The sequence below is a fragment of the Citrobacter sp. wls613 genome (assembly GCF_005281195.1).
GTDB classification, from domain to species: Bacteria; Pseudomonadota; Gammaproteobacteria; order Enterobacterales; family Enterobacteriaceae; genus Citrobacter; species Citrobacter gillenii.
This window is the reverse complement of sequence record NZ_SZXN01000044.1, coordinates 1-22,779: the sequence shown is the minus strand read 5'-3', so window position 1 is coordinate 22,779 and position 22,779 is coordinate 1. Positions and strand designations below refer to the sequence as shown.

The following is a 22,779-nucleotide window of genomic DNA, read 5'->3' as shown; positions in this document are numbered from 1 at the left end:
TCATACACTAAATCAGTAAGTTGGCAGCATCACCAAACCGTAGCGGTTTTTATATCCGTTAAGCCATGACCAATTATCAATAAAGGTCCACATATGGTAACCAAGGCAATGACAACCCTCGTTAATGCCTTTATGCAGCCATTTAAGATGTTCCGAGACAAACTCAATACGGTAATTGTCGTTAATCTGATTGTCCTGAATAAAACGCTGCTCGTTTTCTACACCCATGCCGTTTTCAGAAATAAAACAGCGCGGGTTGCCATAATTATCACGCAGATTCGTAATAATATCGTAAATGCCCGGCTCATAGATTTCCCAGCCACGGTATGGATTCATTTTACGTCCCGGCATTTCGTAATAATCAAACAGCGACTCTGGCATAAACGGCGCGTCAGGATTGACGGCGTTATCGCGGCATTTCACCCGGCGCGGTTGGTAGTAGTTAATGCCCAACAGGTCGATTTTACCCTCGGCGATGAGCTGGCTGTCGCCGGGCTGGCAGGCCGGTAGTTGATCGTACTGTTTCAACAGTTCCACCAGGTCCGCCGGATATTCGCCTTTTAATACCGGATCGAGGAAGCTGCGGTTAAACAGCAGATCCGCATGGTGTGCGGCTTTCACATCCACCGGATTTTGCGAGCGCGGATAAGACGGCGTTAAATTCAGCACCACGCCGATTTCACCGTCATAGTTGCCAGCGCGATACGCACGGACCGCCGTCGAATGCGCCAGTACGGTGTGGTAAGCCACGGTTGCCGCACGTTTGAAATCCACCACGTTCGGGTAGTGGAAGTCATACAGATAGCCGCCTTCTACCGGGACAATCGGTTCGTTGAAGGTGAACCAGTGCTTCACCCGATTGCCGAACAATGTAAAACACGTCTGGGCGTAGCGGCCAAAGGCTTCCACAACTTCACGATTTTCCCAGCCGCCTTTCTCCTGCATGACCATTGGCATATCGAAGTGAAACAGGGTGATAAAGGGCGTGATACCCTGCGCCAGCAGCTCGTCGATGACGTTGTTATAGAAATCGACCGCTTCGGGATTGACCTCGCCGGTGCCGTCCGGGATCAGTCGCGACCAGCTCAAGGATGTACGAAAGCTGTTGTGCTGTAGCTGTTTCAGCAGTGCGATGTCCTGTTTCCAGTGTTGATAAAAACCGGAGGTGTCTGCCGGGCCAACCCCCTGATGGAAACGACCTGGCTGACGGTCGAACCACACGTCCCATGTGGTCTGGCTTTTACCGCCGTTCAGGCTATCCCCTTCGGTTTGCAGCGCTGAGCAGGCACTGCCCCACCAGAAGTTTTCAGGAAAACGGTATCTCATTGTTCTGACTCCTTGATTCATTATGAGTTGCTACGGGCAGCGTTCGCCACGGAGACGGCATCCTGGGCTTTTTGCTCTTCGGATTTCATCAAAGAACGTTCGTACGCACGCAGGAAAGGCAGGTACATCAGCGCCGACATTGCCATGCAGATAAAGCACATCACCACCGGACTTAATGCCCAGTTCGCAGCCCAGGATGCCCCAATTGGCGCTGGCGTGGTCCACGGGGTTAACGACACGACCTGGGCTATCCAGCCGAGCTTGGTAGCGCTATAGGCCAGTACGGCGTTGATCATTGGAACGCAGACGAACGGGATGAACAGCATCGGGTTCATGATGATCGGCGCACCAAACAGAATAGGCTCATTAATATTAAAGAAACTAGGCACAATTCCCATTTTGCCGATGGTGCGCAGGTGGGCGACGCGGCTGCGCAGTAGCAGGAACGCCAGCGGTAAGGTTGAGCCCACGCCGCCAATCAACAGGTAGTGATCCCAGAAGCCTTGCAGATAAACGTGCGGCAGCGCCGCACCTGCCGCCAGTGCCGCCTGGTTAGCGGACAGGTTGGCCATCCAGAATGGGTTCATGATGCCGGTGACAATCAGTGCACCGTGGATTCCCGCAAACCAGAAAATCTGGCACAGCAGGACGGAAAGCAGAATCGCCGGCAGCGAATCAGAGGCGGAAACCAGCGGTTCCAACAGGTGCATAATCGCCTGCGGAATGATCATCCCGGTTTGTGCTTCGATAAACAGGTTCAGCGGATGCAGGGTGGCAATTACCACCAGCACCGGAATCAGGATCTCAAATGAACGCGCGACGCCGGTCGGCACTTCTTTCGGCAGGCGGATTGTCACGTTATTCTGCTTCAGCCAGGCATACACGCGAGTGGAATAAATGGCGGTAATCAGGGCGGTAAAAATTCCCTGACCGGAAAGATACTGGGTCGAGATTTTTCCGTCGGCATAAGGCGCTGCTACCAGCAGAAACGCCATAAAAGCCAGCAGCCCGGACATGATTGGGTCGAGATTAAACTGACGGCCAAGGCTGGCGCCAATGCCAACGGAGATGAAGAACGTCATAACACCCATGCTGAGGTTGAACGGCAGCATTAACTGTTCACGGTAGGTGGCAGAAAAGTCGAGCCAGCCACGGGCAAAGCTGTGGGTGGTTTCGGCAGAGAACGGAGGGAAAATAAACACCAGCATGAACGAGCCGATGATCATAAACGGCAGCGCCGCCGTAAAACCGTCACGAATCGCAATCACATACTTTTGCTGCCCCAGTTTTCCGGCGAGCGGGGTGATGGATTGTTCAATGACGGCAACCATTGACTGATATAACGAACTCATATTGATACCTTTCTAGTGTGCCGCTTCAATCAGCGACAGGGCATAATCCAGCACTTTGTCACCGCGTTGCATACCGTAATCCATCATATCTATGGCTTTTACGGGTACACCCTGGGTGGCAGCCTTTTCTGAGAGCGTAGTAAGCATGTACTTTACCTGGGGGCCGAGCAGCACCACCTGATAATTTGGAAACTGTGTGTCAAATTCGGCAACACCGTATGCATCAATCTTCACGGGCAACCCGCGCGTTTCTGCTTCTTCAACCATTTTGCGAACCAGCATGCTGGTGGACATCCCTGCAGAGCAACACAACATAATCCTGAACATGGTGAACCATCCTTTAAATGTAAAAACATATTGCGAGTCTGATTTGATATCATACGGAAACCGGTTTCCATTCATCGCAAACAGAACTGTGACGGCCATCAAGATCTTATTGTTATAAGGCTAATTATTTGAATCTGGCTCACGAAATTCGGCAATTTGATCTCTTTTTGAGTCCAAATGGAAAATCGGTTTCCATGAAAAACGGAAACAGATATACTGCGAGTGGCGATTATTTAAGCCAGTGTTAAATACAGGAAGGAAAGGGCCAGTCGGGTCCTGTCAGGGGAGAATGATGTCTACTATCAACGATGTATCGCGTCTGGCCGGGGTGTCAAAGGCCACGGTGTCACGCGTGTTGAGCGGTTCACGTGGTGTCAAAGAGGCCAGCCGTCTTGCCGTGCTGAAAGCGGTGGATGAACTGAACTATCGCCCGAACGTGATTGCACAGTCGCTGCTGAGTCAGTCTACCGGCTGTATTGGGGTGATTTGCGCACAGGATAACATTAACCAGACTACCGGCTATCTCTACGCGCTGGAAAAACACCTTAGCCAGCATCAAAAGCATCTGTTGCTGCGTTTTGCCAATAGCAAAGCGGAAGTGATGAACGCCCTGGATGAATTAAGCTGTGGGTTGTGTGATGACGTATTGATTATTGGCGCGCGGTTCCCGCTGAGCATTAGCCAGGAGAATGTCATTCTGGTGGATTGCCTGGACTCTGGCGATGACGTCAACAGCATTCAGTTTGATCACGCGTTTGCTACCGAAACAGCCTGTAACTACCTGATAAGCCAGAACCGACGCCAGATTGCACTGATCCACCCGGACGGTATGGGGTTCTCGGATCAGGTGCTGCTGGGCTACAAGCATGCGCTGGAAAAAAACTTCCTGCCGTTTAACCGCAATCTGGTGTTTATGGAAGCCACGTCGTCCTCCGTGGCATTGCAGGAGCTGCTCAATAACGCGTCAACGCTCAATTTTAACGCGCTGCTGGTGGCGGACGAACAGCAGGCCCAGCGGGTTATCCCGCAGCTGCAGGCGTTTAATAAATCGGTGCCGGGAGACATTATGGTCTTTAGCCTGGCCGGGTCGCTGCATCTGCCGGGCATTCCAACTATCCCGGCCATTGAGTATTCAATGGATGCGATGGCGGCACGCATTGTCAGTTGGCTGAACGAGAAAACCCAGAACGTGCTGGGTTCATACGTGCTGCGTGGCGACCTCATTATTCCTCAGCGTTAACCGTCTTAATCAGGCGTGAAGCCATGCGCTTCACGCCTAGATATCCGGGCATTCCACTTTGCCCAGCGCATCCCAGTAGTTATTCTGATTACTCCTTTGTATTGCCAAAATGGCCTCGCGAATATGCTGCTGATTACGCGTATCAGACATAATCGTTTTTTCCCATACTTCATCCGACGGCGACCCTTGTGGGGTACAAATTTTGCGTAAGTCCTTTAATACGGTGTTTTTTTCGTGAACTGCCTGTAGAGAACCGTAAGCCGAGTCGGCCTGCGCCAGACCCGGCAGCGTGAAAAGGACGGCAATAATCGGAAAAACGGCTCGTTTCATGATAATAATCCTTGTTGTCGATGCGCATCATCTCAAGAGTAAGTGTAGACGCCATAAGGCTCACTCATCAGCCTGTGTTAATGTCTAAAACCAAATCAGCCAGAAGTTGTAGTTTTTCAGGAGGATAGAATGCAGATACAGATTACGGATACGGTTACCGAAGACGATCAAAACGCGCTGCTTACTGGCCTGCGGGCTTACAACTTCCCGTTCCTGAAAACGAGCAATTTCGGCGATTTGGCGGTCTACTGGCGCAATGAACACAATGAAATATTGGGGGGGCTGATCGGCCAAATCAAAGGTGAATGGCTGTGTATCAAGTTTTTGTGGATGCATGAATCCCTGCGTAAAGGGGGTTACGGCACGAATCTTATTCAGGCAGCAGAACAGACGGCTCGTGAGAGAGGATGTCTGCATGCGCTGGTCGATACCCTGAGTTTCCAGGCGCTACCGTTTTATCAAAAGAACGGCTACCAGCTGCAATTAACCCTCGAAAATTTTCCGGAGCAAGGTGCCGCACGCCACTATTTATCGAAAACGTTTTGATGACCGTCACAACCGGTTATGCGTTTCAGCAGCCCGTGTAGGCCTGGTAAGCGTTAGCGCCTCCGGGCATTTTTGCGAACATCATTCCCTGAAAATGAATACATTACAGTAGTGTGTATTTATCTCCCAAAGCACCTCGCAGGCTTAAACGTTGCCTGATGTGGATTATGCGATAGGCGAGTAAGGTCCCGTCATCTTGTACTGCAGGTGATGGATCGCCATGAAAAAAAGCACGACATCCACGCCGCATGATGCGGTGTTTAAAAGGTTTTTAGCCCACCCGGAAACGGCGAGGGATTTTCTGGATATTTGGCTTCCTGAATCGCTACGCGACCTTTGCAAGCTGGACACGCTGAAGCTTGAATCCGGCAGTTTTGTAGAGGAAGACCTGCGGGCCAGCTATTCCGATGTACTGTGGTCTCTGCAAACAACGAAGGGTAATGGCTACATCTATGCGCTGATTGAACATCAAAGTTCGCCGGATGCCCACATGGCATTTCGACTGATGCGCTATGCCATTGCCGCGATGCAGCGTCATCTCGACGCCGGGTATAAAACGTTGCCCCTGGTGGTGCCGATACTTTTTTACCATGGTGTGGAAAGCCCATATCCCTTTTCGCTAAGTTGGCTGGATGAATTTGCCGAGCCAGAGATAGCGCGGCAACTTTATGATGCGCCTTTTCCGTTGGTGGACATCACCGTGGTGTCTGATGATGAGATTATGCAGCATCGGCGGATGGCTCTGCTGGAGCTTGTTCAAAAGCATATCCGTGAGCGTGACCTGACGCTTCTGGTGGATAAACTGACGGTCCTGCTTGTTAAGGAACACGCTAATGACAGCCAGATAGAAACGCTGTTTAATTACTTGCTACAGTCTGGTAGTGCGACCCGTTTTGAGGTGTTTATCCGCAGGCTTGCCGGGCGCGTTCCCCAACACAAGGAGAGATTAATGACGATTGCAGAATGCTTACGTGAGTCGGGGAGAAAAGAAGGAAAGCTTGAAGGAAAACAGGAAGGAAAGCAGGAAGGAAAGCAGGACGAAGCGTTGCGGATTGCACATGCCATGCTTGAAAAGGGTATCGATCGCGACCTGGTGCTACTGATTACCGGGCTATCCATTGATGAGCTTATGGAACACTCTGACTAATCTCTCTTATTTCCGTTATGCCTTTTTCTTCTTGCTGATGCTTTTTCGTTTTATAAACCGCAGCGGCCTTCCCGCTATAGTCATTTCATTACTCAATGGGCGGTTAATTCAAAAGGATAAAAACGTGAAGCTGAAGAAACCCTATTTCGGGGCCGGGACCGCGGTATTGCTGGTGGGATTATTGCTGGCAGGTTGCGACCAGCAAAGCAGTGATACAAAACACATTAAAGTCGGTGTGATTAACGGCGCAGAGCAGGATGTGGCGGAAGTCGCGAAGAAGGTGGCCAAAGAGAAGTACGGACTTGATGTTGAGCTGGTGGGATTTAGTGGTTCGTTACTGCCTAATGATGCAACTAATCAGGGTGAGCTGGATGCCAACGTCTTCCAGCATCGTCCGTTCCTGGATCAGGATAATAAAGCGCATAACTATACGCTGGTGGCGGTGGGCAATACCTTTGTCTTCCCGATGGCCGGTTATTCGAAAAAAATCAAAACGGTCGATCAACTGCAAGACGGTGCGACGATTGCGATACCTAACGATCCCACTAACCTCGGGCGTGCGCTGTTGCTGCTGCAAAAAGAAAAATTAATCACGCTGAAAGAGGGAACCGGTCTGCTGCCGACGGCGCTGGATATCACCGATAATCCGCGTCATCTGACTATTATGGAGCTGGAAGGCGCGCAGTTGCCGCGCGTGCTGGACGATCAGAAAGTAGACGTGGCGATCATCAGTACCACCTACATTCAGCAAACCGGACTTTCGCCAGTACATGACAGCGTGTTTATCGAAGATAAAAACTCGCCGTATGTGAATATCCTGGTGGCGCGAGAAGACAATAAAAATGCCGAGAACGTAAAAGAGTTCCTGCAATCTTATCAGTCTCCGGAAGTCGCAAAAGCGGCGGAAAAAATCTTTAACGGCGGCGCGGTACCGGGCTGGTAATAGCCCTCTATAGCCGCGCCGCTCGGTGTTATACCGTTCGGACGCGGCGACGGGAATCCATTGAAATCAGCACTACAGAAGAGAGGATCAGCAGCGTGCCCAGCCAATCAGGCAGGGTAAACGTAATCCCTAACAATAACAGCGACAACAGGGCGCTGCTCAACGGTTCCGCACAGCTCAAAATACTCGCTTTCGGTCCGCCAATCATCTGCGCGCCTTTCAGATACAGGCTAAACGTTAGCGATGTGCCGATCACCACCAGATAGAAAAACGCCAGAATCAAACTGCCATTGACCACGAAGTCCGTTCCCTCTCCGGCATAGAACGGGAGCAGGATCAGGCCACCTATCAACATACTCCAGCCAACGATCGGCAGCGTACCGTAACGGGCGATAAGCGTAGAGGGATAGGTGGTATAGAACGCGGCGGCAAAGGCGGAGGCGATCCCCCAGAACAGCGCGGCAGGTGAAATAGACAGCGAGGTTGGGTTGCCGTGAGTCACTAGCAGGAATGTGCCGATAAGTGAAGTCAGTATGGCGGTGAGCACTAAAATGCCGGGTCGCGCTTTACGCGCTACGGAGAACCACGCCACGATAATGGTCGGTGACAAAAATTGCAGTACCGTTGCGGTGGCGGCGTTGGATTTTTCAATGGTCAGTAGAAAAGTCAGCTGTACGGTGAGTGCGCCGACCACAGAAAAGATCAGCAGACTGATGGTGTCTTTGCGGTTTTTGATGATCGAAAAGACTTTGTCGCCGTGCACAAACGAGAGCATCAGCAGAATGAGTCCGGCGAAAATCAGGCGCGTCATGGTTAAAAACGGCGACGACATCTGGCTTTGCTCCATGATGTACTGCGCGCAAACGCCCGAACTTCCCCATAATACGGCGGCAATCAGGACGTTCATCATCCCTCTTCTGGTGGAACTCATTATTCCCTCGGCATGGTTGTATTGTCTTATTTGTGTGCAGGTATCATATCAGAGATGGTATGGATCTCTGCCTGCACATCCGCCTTCAGCCAGTCATTAAAGATTTTCACCTCAGGGCGCATAGCCGCGTGCTGTGGCGTGACGATGTAGTATGACCATGCCAGAGGCCAGCGGACGTTGGGATGAAGCTGGACCAGTTGTCCGTCAGTAAGAAGTTGTTGCACCAGCGCGAGGCGCACAATGGCCACACCCTGACCACTGAGTGCTGCCAGAATCACGGTGGCGGTGGAGTTGATGTGCAGCCCGCTTTCGCGTGCGGCGGGAGCATGGGTAGCATTCAGAACATCATCCCAGGACGGAAAATTAGCACCGTGGTGGGGGGTATCATCATGGATCAGCTTCTGTGTGGCCAACCATTCACCACAGGATATTTTTTCTGTTGGCACGAGGAGCGGGCTGCAGACCAGAACGGCCTCTTCATCCATCAACCTGGTTTTGTTGACTCCTGGCCAGTCACCTTTTCCGCAGCGCACACCCAAATCCGCTTCGCCGTGGGCGACATCCATTAATTTGTCCGTCACGTTCAGGCGTAGTTCGATGTTTTCATGCGCCTGCGAGAAACGGTTGAGACGACTCATCAGCCAGTTCATTACCAGTACCTGAGAGGCGGTGATGATTACCACCGAGCGTGCCCGACGACCGCGCAGTTTATTCAGCCCGGATTCGAGGTTATCCAGTCCTTGGGTAATGTCGCGTAATGCGTCCTGCGCTTCACTAACCAGCGTGAGGCGCTCTTTACCTGAACGGGATCGGTGTAACAGCGGATGGCCCACCCAATCTTCCAGTGCGCGTACCAACTGTCCGACTGCGGCGGGCGTTACGCCCAACTCCTGCGCAGCGCCGGTAAAGCTGCCATGGCGGGCGGTGGCCTCAAAGGCGTGCAGCCATTTTAGTCGATTAAGTAAACGCATCTGGTTCTGTTCCTTCTGATTGGCAGTTCTCAGTATACGCCTGCGAGATAGATTTTCTTTCTGGTGTCGCTATTTCTTCTCATTCGTCATCACCTCTGCCGGGTGGCATCTTTAGCGCATCAAGGAATTTTTGAAACGAGGTTAACGATGAAAGCATTATTTGCCGGACAAAAACTGTTAGTGGTGGGCGGGACCAGTGGGATGGGACTTGAAACTGCGAAACTGATCCTGAAAGAGGGTGGACGTGTGGTGCTGGTCGGTAATCGTGCCGATAAAGCTGAGCAGGCGCGTCAGGCGCTGGCGGCAATGGGTCATGTCGCGGTCATTGCCGCGGATCTGATGTCAGAAGCCGGAATGCACCAGGTGATGGAAACAGTGAATACCGAACACCGCGACATCAGCCTGCTGGTCAATGCGGCCGGGGTTTTCTTGCCGAAACCATTTATTGAACATGAGGTTGCGGATTATGATCTGTACATGAGCCTCAACCGTGCGATGTTCTTCATTACCCGGGATGTGGTGCGCAATATGGTGGCGGCAAAGATAAATGGTGCCATTGTGAATATTGGTTCGATGTGGGCACAACAAGCGATAGCGGCGACGCCCTCTTCGGCCTACTCGATGGCAAAAGCGGGCCTGCATACCTTAACGAAAAATCTGGCCATTGAACTGGGGGGCTGCGGTATTCGTGTTAATGCCGTTTCTCCAGCGGTGGTACACACGCCTATCTATGAAGGGTTTATTCCGAAAGAGGATGTGCAGGGGGTGATGAGCAGCTTTGATAGCTTCCATCCGACAGGCCGGGTTGGGACGCCAGTTGACGTTGCAGAAACCGTCGCATTCCTGCTTTCTGATAGAGCGGGTTGGGTGACCGGGGCTGTCTGGGATGTGGATGGCGGTGTGATGGCGGGGCGTAATGCCTGACTGAATATCCCCCGTGTGGCGGGGGATTTCATCAAGAGATTAAGGCGCAATCGGCGTCAGATAATCCAGACGCAGCGGCTCGGCCAGCAGATCGTTCATTTGCAGGATAAACGTCTGGAAATGCGGCAGGGCAATATGGTCGTCCAGACCGGCCTGACCCCGCCAGGATTCGCGCACGTAAAACACATCCGGCGTATCGCGCAGTTGAAACAGCGCATACTCTATATTGCCCGGTTCCCGACGCGTGGGCAGCAGTAAGGCCTGCAGCGCCTGTTTCAGGGCGTCGGTTTTCCCATGTTTAGCTTTCAGTACTGCAATAATCGAAATCACTTCAGCGTCAGACATATTAAAACCCCTCCAGAACAATTTTGCCTACCGCACGACCGGTTTCAATTTGCGCATGGGCTTTTTGTAAGTTCGCCGCAGAAATAGTGCCCAAATGCTCGCCCAGAGTGGTACGGATCGTCTGACTGTCGATCAGTTGCGCCACGCGGGTCAGTAGCTGGTGCTGGGCAATGATGTCATGGGTTTCGAACATTGAACGGGTGAACATAAATTCCCAATGCAGTGAAATGCTTTTTGCTTTTAGCGGACGAGCATCAAGGAATTCTGGGTCGTCAATCAGTGCCAGTTTGCCCTGTGGGGCCAGGGCGCTAATAATCTGCTGATAGTGCTGTTCGGTATTATTCAGGCTGGCAACGTGCGTGACCTCTTTAACTCCAATTCGTGCCAGCTCTTCGGTCAGCGGTTTGCTGTGATCGATCACATGATGCGCACCTGCTTCACGCACCCATTTCTGGCTTTCCGGGCGCGATGCTGTGCCAATAACGGTCATTTTGGTCAGTTTACTCGCCAGTTGAGTCAGGATAGAACCGACGCCACCCGCCGCACCGACGATCAACAATACGTCGCCTTCGTTGCCATTTTCTGCAACACCCAGGCGGTCGAACAGCATTTCCCATGCGGTGATGGCCGTCAACGGCAGGGCGGCGGCAGAGGCGTTATCCAGCGATTGCGGCTTCAGCGCGACAATGCGTTCATCAACCAGCTGAAATTCGCTGTTACTGCCCGCCCGACCCAGCGCGCCGGCATACCAGACTTCGTCGCCCGGTGTGAATAACGTTACGGACTCGCCGACGGATTTCACCACGCCCACCGCATCCCAGCCCAGAACACGCGGGGTATCAGCGCTGAATCCCTCGCGAACTTTGGTATCAACAGGGTTAACGGAAATCGCTTTCACCTCAACCAGCAGGTCATGCCCTTTGGCAATGGGCGTTGGCAGGTCAATCTCTTGTAAATATGCGATGTTACTGCCGTCGGTTGCGGCGTGGGTAATGGCGATGGCTTTCATAATCTCTCCGGTTACAGGATTCTGTTTATCTGTTGAATAATTCGATGGTAAACCGGCATCAGAACGGGAAAAATAGCCTCACGGCGACAGGACTTATACTCGGGGAGTGAAAATGTTCCGGCTTGAAGATCTCACGTTGTTTGTCCGCGCCGCGGCGCTTAACAGTTTTAGTGATGCGGCGCGCGAAGTCGGCGTCCAGCCGGCCCAGGTCAGTTCCGCCATCAAGCGCCTGGAGTCCACGCTGACCATACGCTTGTTTGCGCGCTCCACGCGTAGTCTGCGGTTGACACCGGAAGGCGAGGTCTGGTTGCCCTATGCCCGCCAGATGCTGGACGTGATGCATGCCGGTCTGCAGAAAATTCAGACACCCGAGGATGAGATTTCCGGCACGCTGCAAATTGCGGTGCCGTCCGATCTCGGGCGTAACCTGCTGCTGCCTGTTTTTCAGTCATTTCGTCGTTGCCACCCCGCCCTGCGCCTGCGGGTCTTTTTCTCCGATCAGGTGACTGATGTGTTTAAAGATCCCGTCGATGTCGCGTTTCGTTATGGTAATACCGAGGATGCGTCTTACATCGCACTGCCCGTGGCTCCTGGTAATCGACGCGTGCTGGTGGCTTCTCCGGGGTGGGTTACGCAGCACGGTGAGCCGCAAAAACCAGATGATTTAGCGCCGTTAAATGCCATGACCTTCGTCTTACGCGGGCGACTCCATGACCGCTGGACGTTTACGCGCAACGGTGAGGTCAGCAGTGTGCAGGTCAACAGCACGTTTATGAGCGATGACGCCGAAGTGATCCGTCGTCTGGCGATTGCCGGTGAGGGGATTGCGTATAAGTCGTGGCTGGACGTGAGTGAAGATGTACGTGACGGTCGTTTGCAGTTGCTGATGCCTGATTATCAGGGGGAAAAAGTCCCGCTAAATATGATTTGCCCGCACCGAAAACAGCTTTCAACGGCGGTGCGCCTGCTGCACGACGCCGTGAAGGCGCGGTGTGAAACGCTGATGATGCTTCCCTCTGAGCGTCGTTAACCGTCAGCGCTTCTCCGCAGCCATTAAGTATTAATAAATACCGAACTTAACTATATTAAAATGGAGTATTTTGCGTATAGTTTTACGTGGGGTATGTATATTCGTTTAAATTTGTTTGACGCGAATAGTGCACATTGCTATACAACGTAAAAATAGCCTTCTCTAATATCGGGTTATTTGTTTATCCCGTTATCCCGTTTTCAAAGGTGGGCACGGATGCTTTTTTAAATGGAGATAGAGAAGGTATGTTGAAAGCAATGACGATTAATGACGTCTTGTTTTATATCGAAGAGAATTACGTCACAGGTGTTGATATAGACGACCTTACCCGTTTTTCCGGGTATAGCCGAAGACATATTCAGGGAATGATAAAACAGCGAATCAATATGCCGGTAGGCCTCTATATTCGCAAGCGACGGATTACCAAAGCGGCCTCTTTGTTACGCCTGACGATGATGGATATCATCGATATTTCGGTGCGGCTAGGGTTCGATTCACAGCAATCTTTTTCCCGTGAATTCAAAAAATTAACGGGTTGTACACCGAGAGAGTACCGTAAAAACACGAACTGGGATCTCTCGCCGCTGCTGTCGTATGCGCAACACGGCGATACCATTATCGATAAACCACAGCTAAGGACGTTACCAGCTGATGTTGTTTCCGGGTTTCAGTACCGCTATGATTCGCCAGTCCCGCCAACCGAGGACTCACACCTCCAACGTCTTAACCTGATATTCGATCAGCTTGCCAGTTTAAAGCAAGATGTGTGGGCGCTTACCGATTTTGCGCCCCATCCCAGGTCGACGACGCGACTGAAGATTAGAACCATTATTGGCAGCAAGAATCATCATGCGCTGAACGCTTATAACCGCTATGAGTACCCTCCGGGGGAATATGCCTGTTTTTCATTCATATTTAGGAAAGATGCCTATCCATTGTATTCAAAATATATTTATTTGAAATCAATGCCGGAGTTGAAATTAAAAAGAAAGCCCGGTTTTGATATTGAAGTGTTTCGCTATCATCCACAAGATGTTATCAATAAGACAATTATCTGTGAGCACTATATTCCGTTAGACCTATGACGATCGGACATGTCCTGATGAAAAAGGCTCCACTTTCGTGGAGCAAAGACCATGCTGCACGTCTTATTTATCGATGGTTATTCATATTCCGCATTGAAATACAACACGGCGCGAACCCTCCCGGGGCTGACGTTCCTTTCCGTTTGATAATATTGTGCATGAAAAGGAATAGTGTATTTCCCTTTATCCTGATGTGTTAACGGAAATGTGGACTGCTGATTAAAGTTGATAGGGTTTTGTTGTTGATCTAAAACTTGAATGCCGATTCCTTTTGCACCGTTGGGGAGAATATTGGGTAAGACGCCAATGTTACGATCCTGTCCACTATAGAGGGTGCTCCAGCGCAAGATAACCCGGGCTGGCGTGGAGAAGTCGTTCTTACAAAGCAGGTCGATAGAAAACGGTTTTCTTGCCGTTGTGCTGCCGTGACGCTTAAAGTGCTTCAGCGGTACATCGGGCAATTCTACGTTGATCGTGCGGTTACCTTGCACCTTACAGGAACGGCTGAGCAGCGTGATATATTTTGCCGGTAGGACGATATCCACCACCGGCTGCGACTGCGTTTCACTTTTTATCTGCAGATTCAATGAGCCTGACGAAGAGGCAGCAGGAAGGCTGCTGTCCAGCTTAATCAATTCAATATTGATCTTGCTGTTTTTAAACTCGTCCGGAGTTGCCCTGAACGCTGATGGCCACTGGATGGTGCGTCCGGTTGACGTTTCCAGAGAGACTTTCAGACCGATACCGCTTACGTTGCTGCGCAGGATGCCGGGTAAGGTTGCTACCGACCGATCGCCCATCACCTGAGCGGTAAACGGCAGGCTGTTTGTGCATTCCGTCCCCTGAACATTGGGAACCAAAATCGTACGTGACTGAATCACGCCTCCGGACTGAACAGCACGCTTCACTGTGACGGTTTCCGGTGGGACAATCATTTTTTGCGAGGCCAGTGTGCATGCAGCACTAGCCGTCTGATGAATGCCCAACGTAATACCCAGAATAAAAGCAGCCCGTATTAGCGGCATGTGGCCTCCTGGCTTTTTAATACGATCGTACATTTCCTGTTTTCCACGGAAACAAACACGTCCGGTGAGGTGGTTTCATCAATATAGAGCGCACCGCCTTGCCCGACATAGCCAACATGGTTATTGGTGCGGTCGCGGATAATGGCGCCGAACGGCAATTTCTGCTGGTCTGAAAGGCGGGGATAAATAATCGTCTGTCGCTGCAATTTTGTTTCAAAGATGACGGGTACGACGTTGCCTTCGTAAGGCGCAACTTTTCCCTGGGTTTTGCTGAATGTCAGGCCGTCAGCGGAGCCTTTTGGATCGATCATCACGTCATTAACGCGCCACGGGCGCAGCCACGGCATAATGGCATAACCGTTTTTATCGAAGCTGGTTCCTGGCACGCCGTCCAGATGTGCGCCATTGGCATTCGGTGCGTAAACCAGCGCGACGGTATCAGAGCGCTCTGGTGAGAAGGTGATTCCCTTCGCGTGACCGATCATCATCCCGCTCATCCCTCCGCTGATCTGATGCCACGAGTTGCCCTGGCTCCATGTTCCGTTTATTGAGGTGTAAGGGGTGCGGATCATTCCGTTGGCGCCCCATTCTGCATCGCCACCGCGAACGTAGCCGGTGTTGACTCCCCATACGATATTATTTTCATCATCGGAAGAGGTGGTGAAACCGAGGCGCGTATTGCTGGCTTTTCCGTTATTCGCGTAGCTGTCAGACGAAATCTGTGTAAATCCGGCGTTGTCTCGTGGCAGAAAATAGCTTAACGAAAGCATGATTTGATCGTCTTTGGTGACCGAACCGTGATCATCCTCATTCCAGAGTCGTTGTGCTGATATGTTCCAGGTCAGATTACCCCATGAGTTTGTGTAGCCCACGGCATACTGGCGATAATTGTCCTGTTGATCCCAGTACTTTTTAAGTGAGCCGGACAAATAGAATGAGCCCCAGGTGTCTGATAACGGTTGATTGATGCTGACGCTATACGACTGTTTCTCGCGTAATGAGCGAAAGGGGTTGTCAGACTTTTCGGCATCCAGTGCGTCCAGGGCATCGCGCTGGCCATAAAAGTGATGTGAGCTGTATTTAGCTTCCAGCCAGAGCGAGGTTTCAGACCAGGCCAGAGTTCGACTCCAGGTCAGACGGTACTGCTGGCCCTGATGGCGGTCATCATCAAGATGCAGGCGTGATTGCGTAACATCAATGGCGAATGCGCCAAGTCTGCTGTTGAGGCCGCTACCGAGCTGCGCTGACTGATAGCGTTCAAACCCGGATGCGCCGCTGTACAAGGTGAGAAAGTTGTTCAGGCCATACTGCCAGTAAGCCTGAGCAGCAAACGGGTCGTCATCATTGTTATCTTCATCAATGGTACCCATGGCCACGCCATAGCGTGAAACACCGGGTTTGAGCAACTGCGGGACGCTGGCGTAAGGCACGGTGAAGCGACGGATACGTCCGTCAGACTCCTGAATGGTCACCAGTAGCTCGCCCCCGGTATTGGCGGGCAGCACGGACTCAATTGAGAATGGCCCGGCTGGAACGGAGGACTGGTGAAGAGTATGTCCGTCCTGAGTGATGGTTACCCGGGCATTGGTTTCTGCCACCCCGCGAATGACTGGAGCCCAGTTCAGCGTGCTATCCGGGCGCATTAAATCCTCGGAAGCCAGCCCCACCCCAAGAAGAGCAATGCTGTCGAACATCTGGCTGTCGGTATAAAACTTCCCGGCGCTGAACATGGATCCCAAACCGGGGAGTGGTCGTTTTAACGTCGTGCGGTTATTGGCGTAATGGCTACCCACCTTGCTGTCCCAGTTCTGACTGCCAAAATGCTCAAGCAGCCACCCTCCAGCGGAGCCGCGGATATCCATCCCCAACCACGCACTGTCCGCGCTGGCACGATCGTGACCCCGCTGCTGGGTGCTGTAATAATCTGCGTTGTAACCGAAATTAATCGCTGGGATCCCCGGTTGCCATAATTCAGGTTGAACATAATTGCTGTCGAGATTCTCGACATAGGCCTGTGGGATGGTGATGCGTAGCTCAAGCTGGCTGGTGTTGAGCTGCTCGTTGGCTTTCCCACTTGGGTCCCATTTGGCGATGCTGGCGCAGCGTGAGGGATTCGTGGCCAGCGTATCATTCATCTTACTTGGGTCGATGCCCACACCTTTAAGAAATTGCCCCGAGTAACAGCTGACTAATTCCCCGCGGTCATTTTTTTCAAATAACAGCTCACGACGTCCGCGCCAGTTATCGTTGATATATATATCGACTATATACTGGCCCGGTAATAAGCCTGCCGCATTAAAAGAACGCAAGTCATTAAGAGATGCGTTGCCCATCAGGACGGCATTATCAAATTCATAGCGAGTATTGTTTTCTGCGTAGAGTGCAACTGAATATAATGAACTCTGTAAAATGATAATGCAGGGCAGGGTGAATATCCTTTTACATAAACCCATTTTGTCTTCCTTTCTATCCCTTTCTATTGATTAATGGTGGTCTTGAATTCCACAACGCTGCCGTAATCACTGACTGCCTGTAAAAAGACTGCTTCGCCGCGTCTGACATTGTGCTTTGCGGTAATAGTGCTGCTGCTTTTAGGGGCTACCATCACGCCTTCGCGCAGAAGTCCATTGCCGGAAGCCGTTACGATATCCGCAACCGTAATGAAAAAAGGTGTTGGGTTGACCAGCGTGATATCACCGTTGTTAGCGAGAATTTGCATCTTGCTTTCAGCATTCTGCCGTTCACCTAAGCCCGCGGGACGCCAGAAAAATTTAAAGCGTGAGCGAATGGCTAAGTTGAGCATCGACGAATTCTCCGTGACTTTACTTTTATCCACGGAGGGAATATCCAGAATGTTTAACCACCATAGCGACTCGCGATCTGTGGCGGAAATACGTCTATCGGCTGCTTTTTTGATTCTCAGCGACTGCCCATTTCCCGCGTCAACGCGGGCAATCGGTGGTGAGATAATAAATGGTGTGGTGATGTCCTCGGGAAGTTTCTCCGGATCGCCTTCATCCAGCCATATCTGCGCTAGCGATGGTGAGTTTCCCGTATTGGTCATATGGATGGTGATTTCTGCAACATCTTCAGAGTAAATAAACCGGGTACCATTAACAATAATATTATTCGCGTGCGCAGCATACATTGAAAATAGGGCCAATAAAGAAAAAATAATTTTCATAAAACCTCTATAAAAATAAATGCCATGCACTGGATATTATGGCGCCAAGTGCGATGGCATTGCGTATTTAGAGATAGGTAATGCTATAGTTTGCCTGAGCGCTCACAGAGCCAGCAGTGGCTCTATCAAAAATAAAAGTTTTACTTGGCATAATATAACCTACGTTAAATTTATAGGTTAGGATAGATTTATCACCTTTAATGTGATTTTTTTCCGGTTCAAATCTCAGATCATTGTCGTGAAGATTAATTTTATTACCTTTACTATCACTTAATAGTAATGCTACGTTTATCGCCCCGTTGAGACTCGTGTTTTTAAGGTATCCATCGACAGTCAATGTATTTCCCTTGCCCCATGCCAGTTTCGGTACTGCCTTTTCATGGATAAAACAGTCAGTTACCTGGATGCTAAATCCCTGAACTTGTACCGTATTGGTTTTTTTTATAAGTGTATTTAGTACGGGATTGAGTTTTACCTGTTTATCTTTATCACCACTCACTATTTTACAGGAGTTGGCGAAAACTTGTCCGGTAAAAGTAACTTTTCCGTGTGACTCCAGGCCAGGTCCGAAGCCACCAAATGCCATAGCTGAAGGAATGGAGACTGTACATGCAATTAACGTTACTAAAGATAATTTACTCATAATGTGTTCCTCATGTAGAGATACAGCGCCTCTGATATCATTGATGTTGCTGTTGACACATAGGGTATATATGTCCAGCCAGGCTTACGCTCCATATGAATTATGTAAGAAATGCTGGAGTTGTATATGGTAAATTAAACGTATTTCACTCAGGAAATGATATTAAGAGTCGCGGAGAAAGATGAGTTGTCATAAAATATTATCATCTATCATGTTTATAATATACGTCTGGCTCGTGAAAGTGTTGATATCAAAATGTGATAGATAACAATAGTCAATAACTCGAAAAAACCGAACATTTATATTGCACAATTAGCTAAATTTTCATAACGCAATCAGATTATCTTTAATCTTAAGTCATTACGCGACGTTGATTTTGTATACCATAATGCCAGGGAAGTATTTTCACTCATCATTTGAATGAAGGCCATCTATGCTTAACATGGACAGTAAGATCATACTGATTAGCAACCAGTCGATACAGACACAGCTCTTGCTGGATTATCTCAATAAGAAAGTCGGTATTCTTGTTGATTTTATTAATATTAATCGACCGGATATGTCGTTTATCTGTGATGGAGGCATTATTCTCTATGATATTCAGGCATCCAGTCAAAAAATTAAAAAAGTATGGTCAAGATTGCTCAATGATAATCAATATCACGTACGGATCTACATTATCAATTACCTGAGATCGCTGTCGCTGTATGACTGCATGTCATGGCCGAATTTCGAGTCCGTCATCCCCAGCAATTGCACCATCGAGCATTTGCTTAATGTGATTAAAGAAGGTTATCAAACTCCCTGCTCAGAACCAACGCACACTCCGCTGCAAGAAAATATCGGTTTCACGCAACCCGATAACGATGCTTGGCTGCTAACGGAGAGGGAATATGAAATCCTGACTGAACTGTCGAAAGGGGCATCTAATATGGAGATTGCTTATGCCTTTTTTATCAGTGAAAACACAGTGAGAACGCATATCTATAATATCTTCAAAAAGATCGCCGTGAGTAATCGAACCCAGGCTGCCTGTTGGGCAAACACCCATCTCAGAACCCCGATGCTGGATGAACTCCCCTGATCCTGATTGATGTTGGCGCAAAGCCGTCGTGTCTGCTTTGCGCCAGATGATTATCGTGCGGTGACTCAGTCTTTTTTGGCTGCGTTAGCAAAGAAAATATCAGACTGAATATCTTTAGTGCGGATAGTGAACAGCTGATTCGTCAGGTCTTCCGTCAGCTTCTCGGCGTCGGCCATGATGCGCAGGTTGAAGTCATTCAGCATTTTATCTGCGGCAGGCTTATCGGTTTTCGCCATCCTCAGATATTCGGCCTCAACCTCTTTTTGCTCCTGTGCAACCTTGTCTTCCCACGCTTTGTAGGCTTTTTTGACGATGGGCGCGAGCTTAGGATAATCGGTCATAGTCAGCGTCTGTAATTTACGATACTTCCAGTAGATGGATTGATCGTCAGCTTTATCCGTCCCCATCGTATAGTTGGCCGGATACGCCTTCAGTCCACTGTAGTAAGGAACAAAGGCGGTAAGATCGGCCATACCGAGGCCAATGTAAGTTGTTTCACCAATTTCTTTTGGCAGCCACGGACGGACCTGCATCACGTGGGCCTCGTAGGTGCGGAATACGCTGACAGGACGCCACGGCTCTTTGCCGTTCAGACCGTTGGTGTACGGATCATGGCTGGTGCCTTCATAGTGGCTGCGTAACACCGACTTCACGTCGTCCAGTGTCATCTTCTTCTCCGGCTTCAGGAATACCGGGAACTCGCGGCCTGCGGCCATATCCTGATTGACGGAAGGATTAAACGTTTTCTGGATGGTCCACACGCGGGGGTCGTTATAGGTACGGTCACGCACATCATCGCGGGTATAGGCTGTGGAGAAGTTAAATTTGCCGTCTTTGGCCTTATCGTACAGACCTTTTTCGGTAGCGAATTCAATCAGGTTTTTCGACGCCATCATGTTCGGGTCTTGTGGATCGTAATCCTGTAAACGTCCCTGGTTACCGGTGGCAAAATATTGATTATTTGGCAGCCGCTGTGCCATCCACTGGTGACCGCTACCGGTTTCCAGATACCAGATTTCTTTATCATCCACGACAGCAACGCCGAAACCTTCACCTGCGCCGACGGTTTCAACGATATGCCCCAGCAGGGCCACCGCGTCACGTGCGGTTTTGCTCTGTGACAGTAAGATGTCCGGGATATCGTCTTCGGTGATCCCTTTATCCTCAACGTACGGGTCAACGGCCAGCGCCTTCGATGAAGCAAAAATAGATTCTGTCCCGCTGACGCCAACGCCCAGTTCGTTAAAACCGGTGGCTCCGTGCAGCTGGGTTTTCCAGTTAGGCACTGTAGTGTAACGCAGAGAGTTTTTCGGCAGCGGCCAGGTAAAATCATTCGCACCATTATGTGCTTTGGTGCTGTATACCCCGGTCTGGTTCTGTTTCGCCGGATGAATCAAAAAATGCTGTGCTTTCAGCGCGTCGCTGTCTGCGCTACGGGCCACCAACATTGAGCCGTCCGCCGAGGCTTCATTGCCGACCAGCAGGGTCGTACACGCAAAGCCGGATGAAACAACCGCCAGGTTTACTGAAAGTGCAATCAGGCACTTTTTAAAACTAAACATTATGTATCCCTCATAAGTACGCCATAAGTACATCGGAAACACACCGTTTCCTTAATGCGATCACGCCTGTACTGTCAGGCATGGCTCGCCAGAGAGATAAACGCCCCTGCCCACGTTATCTCCGCATATCCATCCGTCGGTTAAAGTCTTCTGGACGCTCTAACACGTCCATTTCGCTTGATTTTTACGCAGTGGATATCGAGGTATTCAGGATGCTTCCTGATTCGGGGAGAAGAATAGCAATGGCTTATTACTGGATTCAGTGACCCATGTCGCGTAAGTCAATGATGATAAATGTGAATGCTGGATTTAAGTGAAATTACGATATTATCTTTTGCGGCAATACAGTGAGGGAACATTCGACGTCGCAAAAATCCACGCGCCTTTATACTCCTCCATAACCAGGCTCAGGCCTCGCCCGTTCTGGCGATAAAACCCCGGTAATGTGCTGTTAATATCATCTTCATCCGCTGTATCGGCGAAAGTTTTGACCACCTGCGTCGTCTGCAGCACGCGGGCATCGTGCTGTTGGGTGTAGCTAAAATATATGTTCCTGCTGACGTCCGTGGTGTGATGTCCATACAGCCTGCCGTTAATGGTCGCCAGCCCTTCATGCTGGTACATCCGGTACGACACCGTGCCGGTAAAGCGTTTGTCACCAATATTCCACTCTACGTTGCCGACGCAATTCAGTGGTTGTTCGGCATATCGCGAATGCCATAGCCAGGCACCTGAACCGAGAACCGTCGCCAGCCCAATACTGACCAGAATAATCGTGCAGGTTTTTTTCATTGCGCACGCGTCCAGTAATAATGGCTGGTACAAAACGCAGAAGCATCCGTTCGTGCGTCTTTATCACAGACAAAGGCGACCACTCTCTCGGCTTTGCGGTAACCGGCAAGGAACACATAATGGTTTTTTTCACAGAGAGAGGGATGCGATTGCATCAAATTGAAATAACCGTCCAGATTGTGTTCATTCGGTGAATAATAAATTTTGCAGTTTTGATTTGAGGGAATTCGCATGGAAATAGAGACGAAGGCGTTAAATGGCATCGCCGGGCGTTTCTGATACCACACCAGCCAGATAACCAGGGTAGCAATAAGCACGCTGAGGGTAAAAAGAATCCCCCATCGAGGGACCGGCGTTGTTTGTTTCGGTGAGGGAACTATTGTTGCGGGTGTTGTGTTTTCTTCAATCACTGGCGGCAAGGAAACATCACTTTGTGTGTGCGTTATGACTTCTACCTGCGTATTTTCCGTTAATCTCAGCCCTCGGCGAGAAATAGTTTTTACCGTGTCACGAGGCAACCCTACTTCCTCCAGCGCTTTACGCAGCGTCAGGATTGCCTGATAAAAGGTATTGGTCGTGGTGACATTATTGCGCTCCCCCCAACCCACTTTTAGCAGCGTGTTCTGAGAAACGATGTCATTTGGGTGCGTAATTAAATACAAAAAGCAGAGTGAGGCTGGCAGTTGCAGTTGAATCGACCGCCCGGTCTGCTGGTTAACCAGACTTCTGTTATCAGGATTAAATTCGACCAACTGATTGATAAGGTACAATGCCCGGCCCTCAGTAACAAAGACGTATCACGGAGTGCCGTTGACACCCCCTTTAATTCTACATACAAATCGCAAAGACGCCTCGGTCTTTGCACATCATCAGTGATAAAGTTCTTAGGTTACGAAATAAAATCATTAAAATACAAACGGATAGCATAGATAAATCTTAGGTGAGAATGAACTAAGGAAGGTGCGAACAAGTTCCTGATATGA

Annotated in this window: 22 protein-coding genes and 1 pseudogene; 8 read left to right on the top strand and 15 right to left on the bottom strand. The window is 50.1% G+C overall.

What is annotated here, in order from left to right; genetic code table 11:
* Nucleotides 1–36 precede the first annotated feature (36 nt).
* The 3 genes and pseudogenes from FDX01_RS07730 to FDX01_RS07720 all read right to left on the bottom strand — a co-directional run.
* Nucleotides 37–1,326, bottom strand: a pseudogene (locus FDX01_RS07730) (glycoside hydrolase family 1 protein); the annotation flags it as partial.
* A gap of 20 nt (nucleotides 1,327–1,346) precedes the next feature.
* The gene (locus tag FDX01_RS07725; protein ID WP_137399562.1) at nucleotides 1,347–2,678 is read right to left on the bottom strand and encodes a PTS sugar transporter subunit IIC; all 1,332 of its coding nucleotides are present in this window, start codon (nucleotides 2,676–2,678) and stop codon (nucleotides 1,347–1,349) included.
* Between the two features lie 12 nt (nucleotides 2,679–2,690).
* Complete coding sequence (locus FDX01_RS07720; RefSeq protein WP_096759495.1) at nucleotides 2,691–3,005, bottom strand: PTS sugar transporter subunit IIB; 315 nt, start codon at nucleotides 3,003–3,005, stop codon at nucleotides 2,691–2,693.
* Nucleotides 3,006–3,297: 292 nt separating this feature from the next.
* Here FDX01_RS07720 and FDX01_RS07715 point away from each other — a divergent pair, with 292 nt between their 5' ends.
* Nucleotides 3,298–4,245: a LacI family DNA-binding transcriptional regulator gene (locus tag FDX01_RS07715; protein ID WP_137362526.1), complete on the top strand. Its 948-nt coding sequence runs from the start codon at nucleotides 3,298–3,300 to the stop codon at nucleotides 4,243–4,245.
* A gap of 36 nt (nucleotides 4,246–4,281) precedes the next feature.
* Here FDX01_RS07715 and FDX01_RS07710 read toward each other — a convergent pair whose 3' ends face one another.
* Nucleotides 4,282–4,575: a YicS family protein gene (locus FDX01_RS07710; protein ID WP_115257133.1), complete on the bottom strand. Its 294-nt coding sequence runs from the start codon at nucleotides 4,573–4,575 to the stop codon at nucleotides 4,282–4,284.
* A 129-nt stretch (nucleotides 4,576–4,704) separates the two neighbouring features.
* Between FDX01_RS07710 and FDX01_RS07705 the strand changes: the two genes are divergently transcribed.
* The 3 genes from FDX01_RS07705 to nlpA all read left to right on the top strand — a co-directional run bounded on the left by FDX01_RS07705 (nucleotide 4,705) and on the right by nlpA (nucleotide 7,211).
* Nucleotides 4,705–5,121, top strand: a complete 417-nt coding sequence (locus tag FDX01_RS07705) for a GNAT family N-acetyltransferase (RefSeq protein ID WP_137399561.1) — start codon at nucleotides 4,705–4,707, stop codon at nucleotides 5,119–5,121.
* 220 nt (nucleotides 5,122–5,341) lie between these two features.
* The gene (locus FDX01_RS07700; RefSeq protein ID WP_137399560.1) at nucleotides 5,342–6,268 is read left to right on the top strand and encodes an Rpn family recombination-promoting nuclease/putative transposase; all 927 of its coding nucleotides are present in this window, start codon (nucleotides 5,342–5,344) and stop codon (nucleotides 6,266–6,268) included.
* A gap of 124 nt (nucleotides 6,269–6,392) precedes the next feature.
* Nucleotides 6,393–7,211: a lipoprotein NlpA gene (nlpA, locus tag FDX01_RS07695; RefSeq protein WP_135911190.1), complete on the top strand. Its 819-nt coding sequence runs from the start codon at nucleotides 6,393–6,395 to the stop codon at nucleotides 7,209–7,211.
* A gap of 28 nt (nucleotides 7,212–7,239) precedes the next feature.
* Here the strand turns inward: nlpA and FDX01_RS07690 are convergent, their stop codons facing one another.
* Nucleotides 7,240–8,142, bottom strand: a complete 903-nt coding sequence (locus FDX01_RS07690; RefSeq protein ID WP_137399559.1) for a carboxylate/amino acid/amine transporter — start codon at nucleotides 8,140–8,142, stop codon at nucleotides 7,240–7,242.
* Nucleotides 8,143–8,168: 26 nt separating this feature from the next.
* Nucleotides 8,169–9,113 carry a LysR substrate-binding domain-containing protein gene (locus tag FDX01_RS07685; RefSeq protein ID WP_137399558.1) on the bottom strand — a complete coding sequence of 315 codons (945 nt, stop codon included), beginning with the start codon at nucleotides 9,111–9,113 and terminating at the stop codon, nucleotides 8,169–8,171.
* 147 nt (nucleotides 9,114–9,260) lie between these two features.
* On the opposite strand from FDX01_RS07685, the gene FDX01_RS07680 reads away from it, so the two are divergent.
* Nucleotides 9,261–10,037 (top strand): SDR family oxidoreductase, encoded by a 777-nt coding sequence (locus FDX01_RS07680; protein WP_135911193.1) that lies wholly within the window; start codon nucleotides 9,261–9,263, stop codon nucleotides 10,035–10,037.
* Nucleotides 10,038–10,076: 39 nt separating this feature from the next.
* On the opposite strand, the gene FDX01_RS07675 is transcribed toward FDX01_RS07680, so the two are convergent.
* The gene (locus FDX01_RS07675; protein ID WP_135911194.1) at nucleotides 10,077–10,382 is read right to left on the bottom strand and encodes a putative quinol monooxygenase; all 306 of its coding nucleotides are present in this window, start codon (nucleotides 10,380–10,382) and stop codon (nucleotides 10,077–10,079) included.
* A gap of 1 nt (nucleotide 10,383) precedes the next feature.
* Nucleotides 10,384–11,391, bottom strand: coding sequence for a zinc-binding alcohol dehydrogenase family protein (locus FDX01_RS07670; protein WP_117342582.1), 1,008 nt, complete (start codon nucleotides 11,389–11,391; stop codon nucleotides 10,384–10,386).
* Nucleotides 11,392–11,503: 112 nt separating this feature from the next.
* On the opposite strand from FDX01_RS07670, the gene FDX01_RS07665 reads away from it, so the two are divergent.
* Complete coding sequence (locus tag FDX01_RS07665; RefSeq protein ID WP_115257142.1) at nucleotides 11,504–12,421, top strand: LysR family transcriptional regulator; 918 nt, start codon at nucleotides 11,504–11,506, stop codon at nucleotides 12,419–12,421.
* Nucleotides 12,422–12,666: 245 nt separating this feature from the next.
* Nucleotides 12,667–13,506, top strand: coding sequence for a helix-turn-helix domain-containing protein (locus FDX01_RS07660; protein ID WP_223240284.1), 840 nt, complete (start codon nucleotides 12,667–12,669; stop codon nucleotides 13,504–13,506).
* A 77-nt stretch (nucleotides 13,507–13,583) separates the two neighbouring features.
* Here FDX01_RS07660 and FDX01_RS07655 read toward each other — a convergent pair whose 3' ends face one another.
* From FDX01_RS07655 to FDX01_RS07640, 4 genes are all read right to left on the bottom strand, one after another.
* Nucleotides 13,584–14,531, bottom strand: a complete 948-nt coding sequence (locus FDX01_RS07655) for a fimbrial protein (RefSeq protein WP_115257143.1) — start codon at nucleotides 14,529–14,531, stop codon at nucleotides 13,584–13,586.
* On the bottom strand, nucleotides 14,522–16,984 hold the full coding sequence (locus FDX01_RS07650; RefSeq protein WP_137399557.1) for a fimbria/pilus outer membrane usher protein: 2,463 nt from the start codon (nucleotides 16,982–16,984) through the stop codon (nucleotides 14,522–14,524). Before FDX01_RS07650 ends, FDX01_RS07655 begins: the two co-directional genes overlap by 10 nt.
* Nucleotides 16,985–17,007: 23 nt before the next feature.
* Entirely contained in the window at nucleotides 17,008–17,715 is a 708-nt protein-coding gene (locus FDX01_RS07645) for a molecular chaperone (RefSeq protein WP_117342579.1), read from the bottom strand.
* 67 nt (nucleotides 17,716–17,782) lie between these two features.
* Entirely contained in the window at nucleotides 17,783–18,358 is a 576-nt protein-coding gene (locus FDX01_RS07640; RefSeq protein WP_135911197.1) for a fimbrial protein, read from the bottom strand.
* 433 nt (nucleotides 18,359–18,791) lie between these two features.
* Here FDX01_RS07640 and FDX01_RS07635 point away from each other — a divergent pair, with 433 nt between their 5' ends.
* The gene (locus tag FDX01_RS07635; RefSeq protein ID WP_137399556.1) at nucleotides 18,792–19,442 is read left to right on the top strand and encodes a LuxR C-terminal-related transcriptional regulator; all 651 of its coding nucleotides are present in this window, start codon (nucleotides 18,792–18,794) and stop codon (nucleotides 19,440–19,442) included.
* Between the two features lie 65 nt (nucleotides 19,443–19,507).
* Here the strand turns inward: FDX01_RS07635 and FDX01_RS07630 are convergent, their stop codons facing one another.
* The 3 genes from FDX01_RS07630 to FDX01_RS07620 all read right to left on the bottom strand — a co-directional run bounded on the left by FDX01_RS07630 (nucleotide 19,508) and on the right by FDX01_RS07620 (nucleotide 22,566).
* Nucleotides 19,508–21,004: a C69 family dipeptidase gene (locus FDX01_RS07630; protein ID WP_137399555.1), complete on the bottom strand. Its 1,497-nt coding sequence runs from the start codon at nucleotides 21,002–21,004 to the stop codon at nucleotides 19,508–19,510.
* A gap of 327 nt (nucleotides 21,005–21,331) precedes the next feature.
* The gene (locus FDX01_RS07625; protein ID WP_137399554.1) at nucleotides 21,332–21,796 is read right to left on the bottom strand and encodes a hypothetical protein; all 465 of its coding nucleotides are present in this window, start codon (nucleotides 21,794–21,796) and stop codon (nucleotides 21,332–21,334) included.
* The gene (locus tag FDX01_RS07620) at nucleotides 21,793–22,566 is read right to left on the bottom strand and encodes a winged helix-turn-helix domain-containing protein (protein WP_135911201.1); all 774 of its coding nucleotides are present in this window, start codon (nucleotides 22,564–22,566) and stop codon (nucleotides 21,793–21,795) included. Before FDX01_RS07620 ends, FDX01_RS07625 begins: the two co-directional genes overlap by 4 nt.
* Between the last annotated feature and the right edge of the window lie 213 nt (nucleotides 22,567–22,779).

Excerpts from the sequence above, each read along its gene's own strand:
- FDX01_RS07685 (WP_137399558.1), bottom strand. The coding sequence starts at position 9,113 with ATGCGTTTACTTAATCGACTAAAATGGCTGCACGCCTTTGAGGCCACC.
- FDX01_RS07650 (WP_137399557.1), bottom strand. The coding sequence starts at position 16,984 with ATGGGTTTATGTAAAAGGATATTCACCCTGCCCTGCATTATCATTTTA.
- FDX01_RS07725 (WP_137399562.1), bottom strand. The coding sequence starts at position 2,678 with ATGAGTTCGTTATATCAGTCAATGGTTGCCGTCATTGAACAATCCATC.
- FDX01_RS07670 (WP_117342582.1), bottom strand. The coding sequence starts at position 11,391 with ATGAAAGCCATCGCCATTACCCACGCCGCAACCGACGGCAGTAACATC.
- FDX01_RS07625 (WP_137399554.1), bottom strand. The coding sequence starts at position 21,796 with ATGAAAAAAACCTGCACGATTATTCTGGTCAGTATTGGGCTGGCGACG.
- FDX01_RS07645 (WP_117342579.1), bottom strand. The coding sequence starts at position 17,715 with ATGAAAATTATTTTTTCTTTATTGGCCCTATTTTCAATGTATGCTGCG.
- FDX01_RS07700 (WP_137399560.1), top strand. The coding sequence starts at position 5,342 with ATGAAAAAAAGCACGACATCCACGCCGCATGATGCGGTGTTTAAAAGG.
- FDX01_RS07655 (WP_115257143.1), bottom strand. The coding sequence starts at position 14,531 with ATGCCGCTAATACGGGCTGCTTTTATTCTGGGTATTACGTTGGGCATT.
- FDX01_RS07675 (WP_135911194.1), bottom strand. The coding sequence starts at position 10,382 with ATGTCTGACGCTGAAGTGATTTCGATTATTGCAGTACTGAAAGCTAAA.
- FDX01_RS07630 (WP_137399555.1), bottom strand. The coding sequence starts at position 21,004 with ATGTTTAGTTTTAAAAAGTGCCTGATTGCACTTTCAGTAAACCTGGCG.
- FDX01_RS07665 (WP_115257142.1), top strand. The coding sequence starts at position 11,504 with ATGTTCCGGCTTGAAGATCTCACGTTGTTTGTCCGCGCCGCGGCGCTT.
- FDX01_RS07635 (WP_137399556.1), top strand. The coding sequence starts at position 18,792 with ATGCTTAACATGGACAGTAAGATCATACTGATTAGCAACCAGTCGATA.
- FDX01_RS07705 (WP_137399561.1), top strand. The coding sequence starts at position 4,705 with ATGCAGATACAGATTACGGATACGGTTACCGAAGACGATCAAAACGCG.
- FDX01_RS07690 (WP_137399559.1), bottom strand. The coding sequence starts at position 8,142 with ATGAGTTCCACCAGAAGAGGGATGATGAACGTCCTGATTGCCGCCGTA.
- FDX01_RS07720 (WP_096759495.1), bottom strand. The coding sequence starts at position 3,005 with ATGTTCAGGATTATGTTGTGTTGCTCTGCAGGGATGTCCACCAGCATG.
- FDX01_RS07715 (WP_137362526.1), top strand. The coding sequence starts at position 3,298 with ATGTCTACTATCAACGATGTATCGCGTCTGGCCGGGGTGTCAAAGGCC.
- FDX01_RS07710 (WP_115257133.1), bottom strand. The coding sequence starts at position 4,575 with ATGAAACGAGCCGTTTTTCCGATTATTGCCGTCCTTTTCACGCTGCCG.
- FDX01_RS07660 (WP_223240284.1), top strand. The coding sequence starts at position 12,667 with ATGTTGAAAGCAATGACGATTAATGACGTCTTGTTTTATATCGAAGAG.
- FDX01_RS07680 (WP_135911193.1), top strand. The coding sequence starts at position 9,261 with ATGAAAGCATTATTTGCCGGACAAAAACTGTTAGTGGTGGGCGGGACC.
- FDX01_RS07640 (WP_135911197.1), bottom strand. The coding sequence starts at position 18,358 with ATGAGTAAATTATCTTTAGTAACGTTAATTGCATGTACAGTCTCCATT.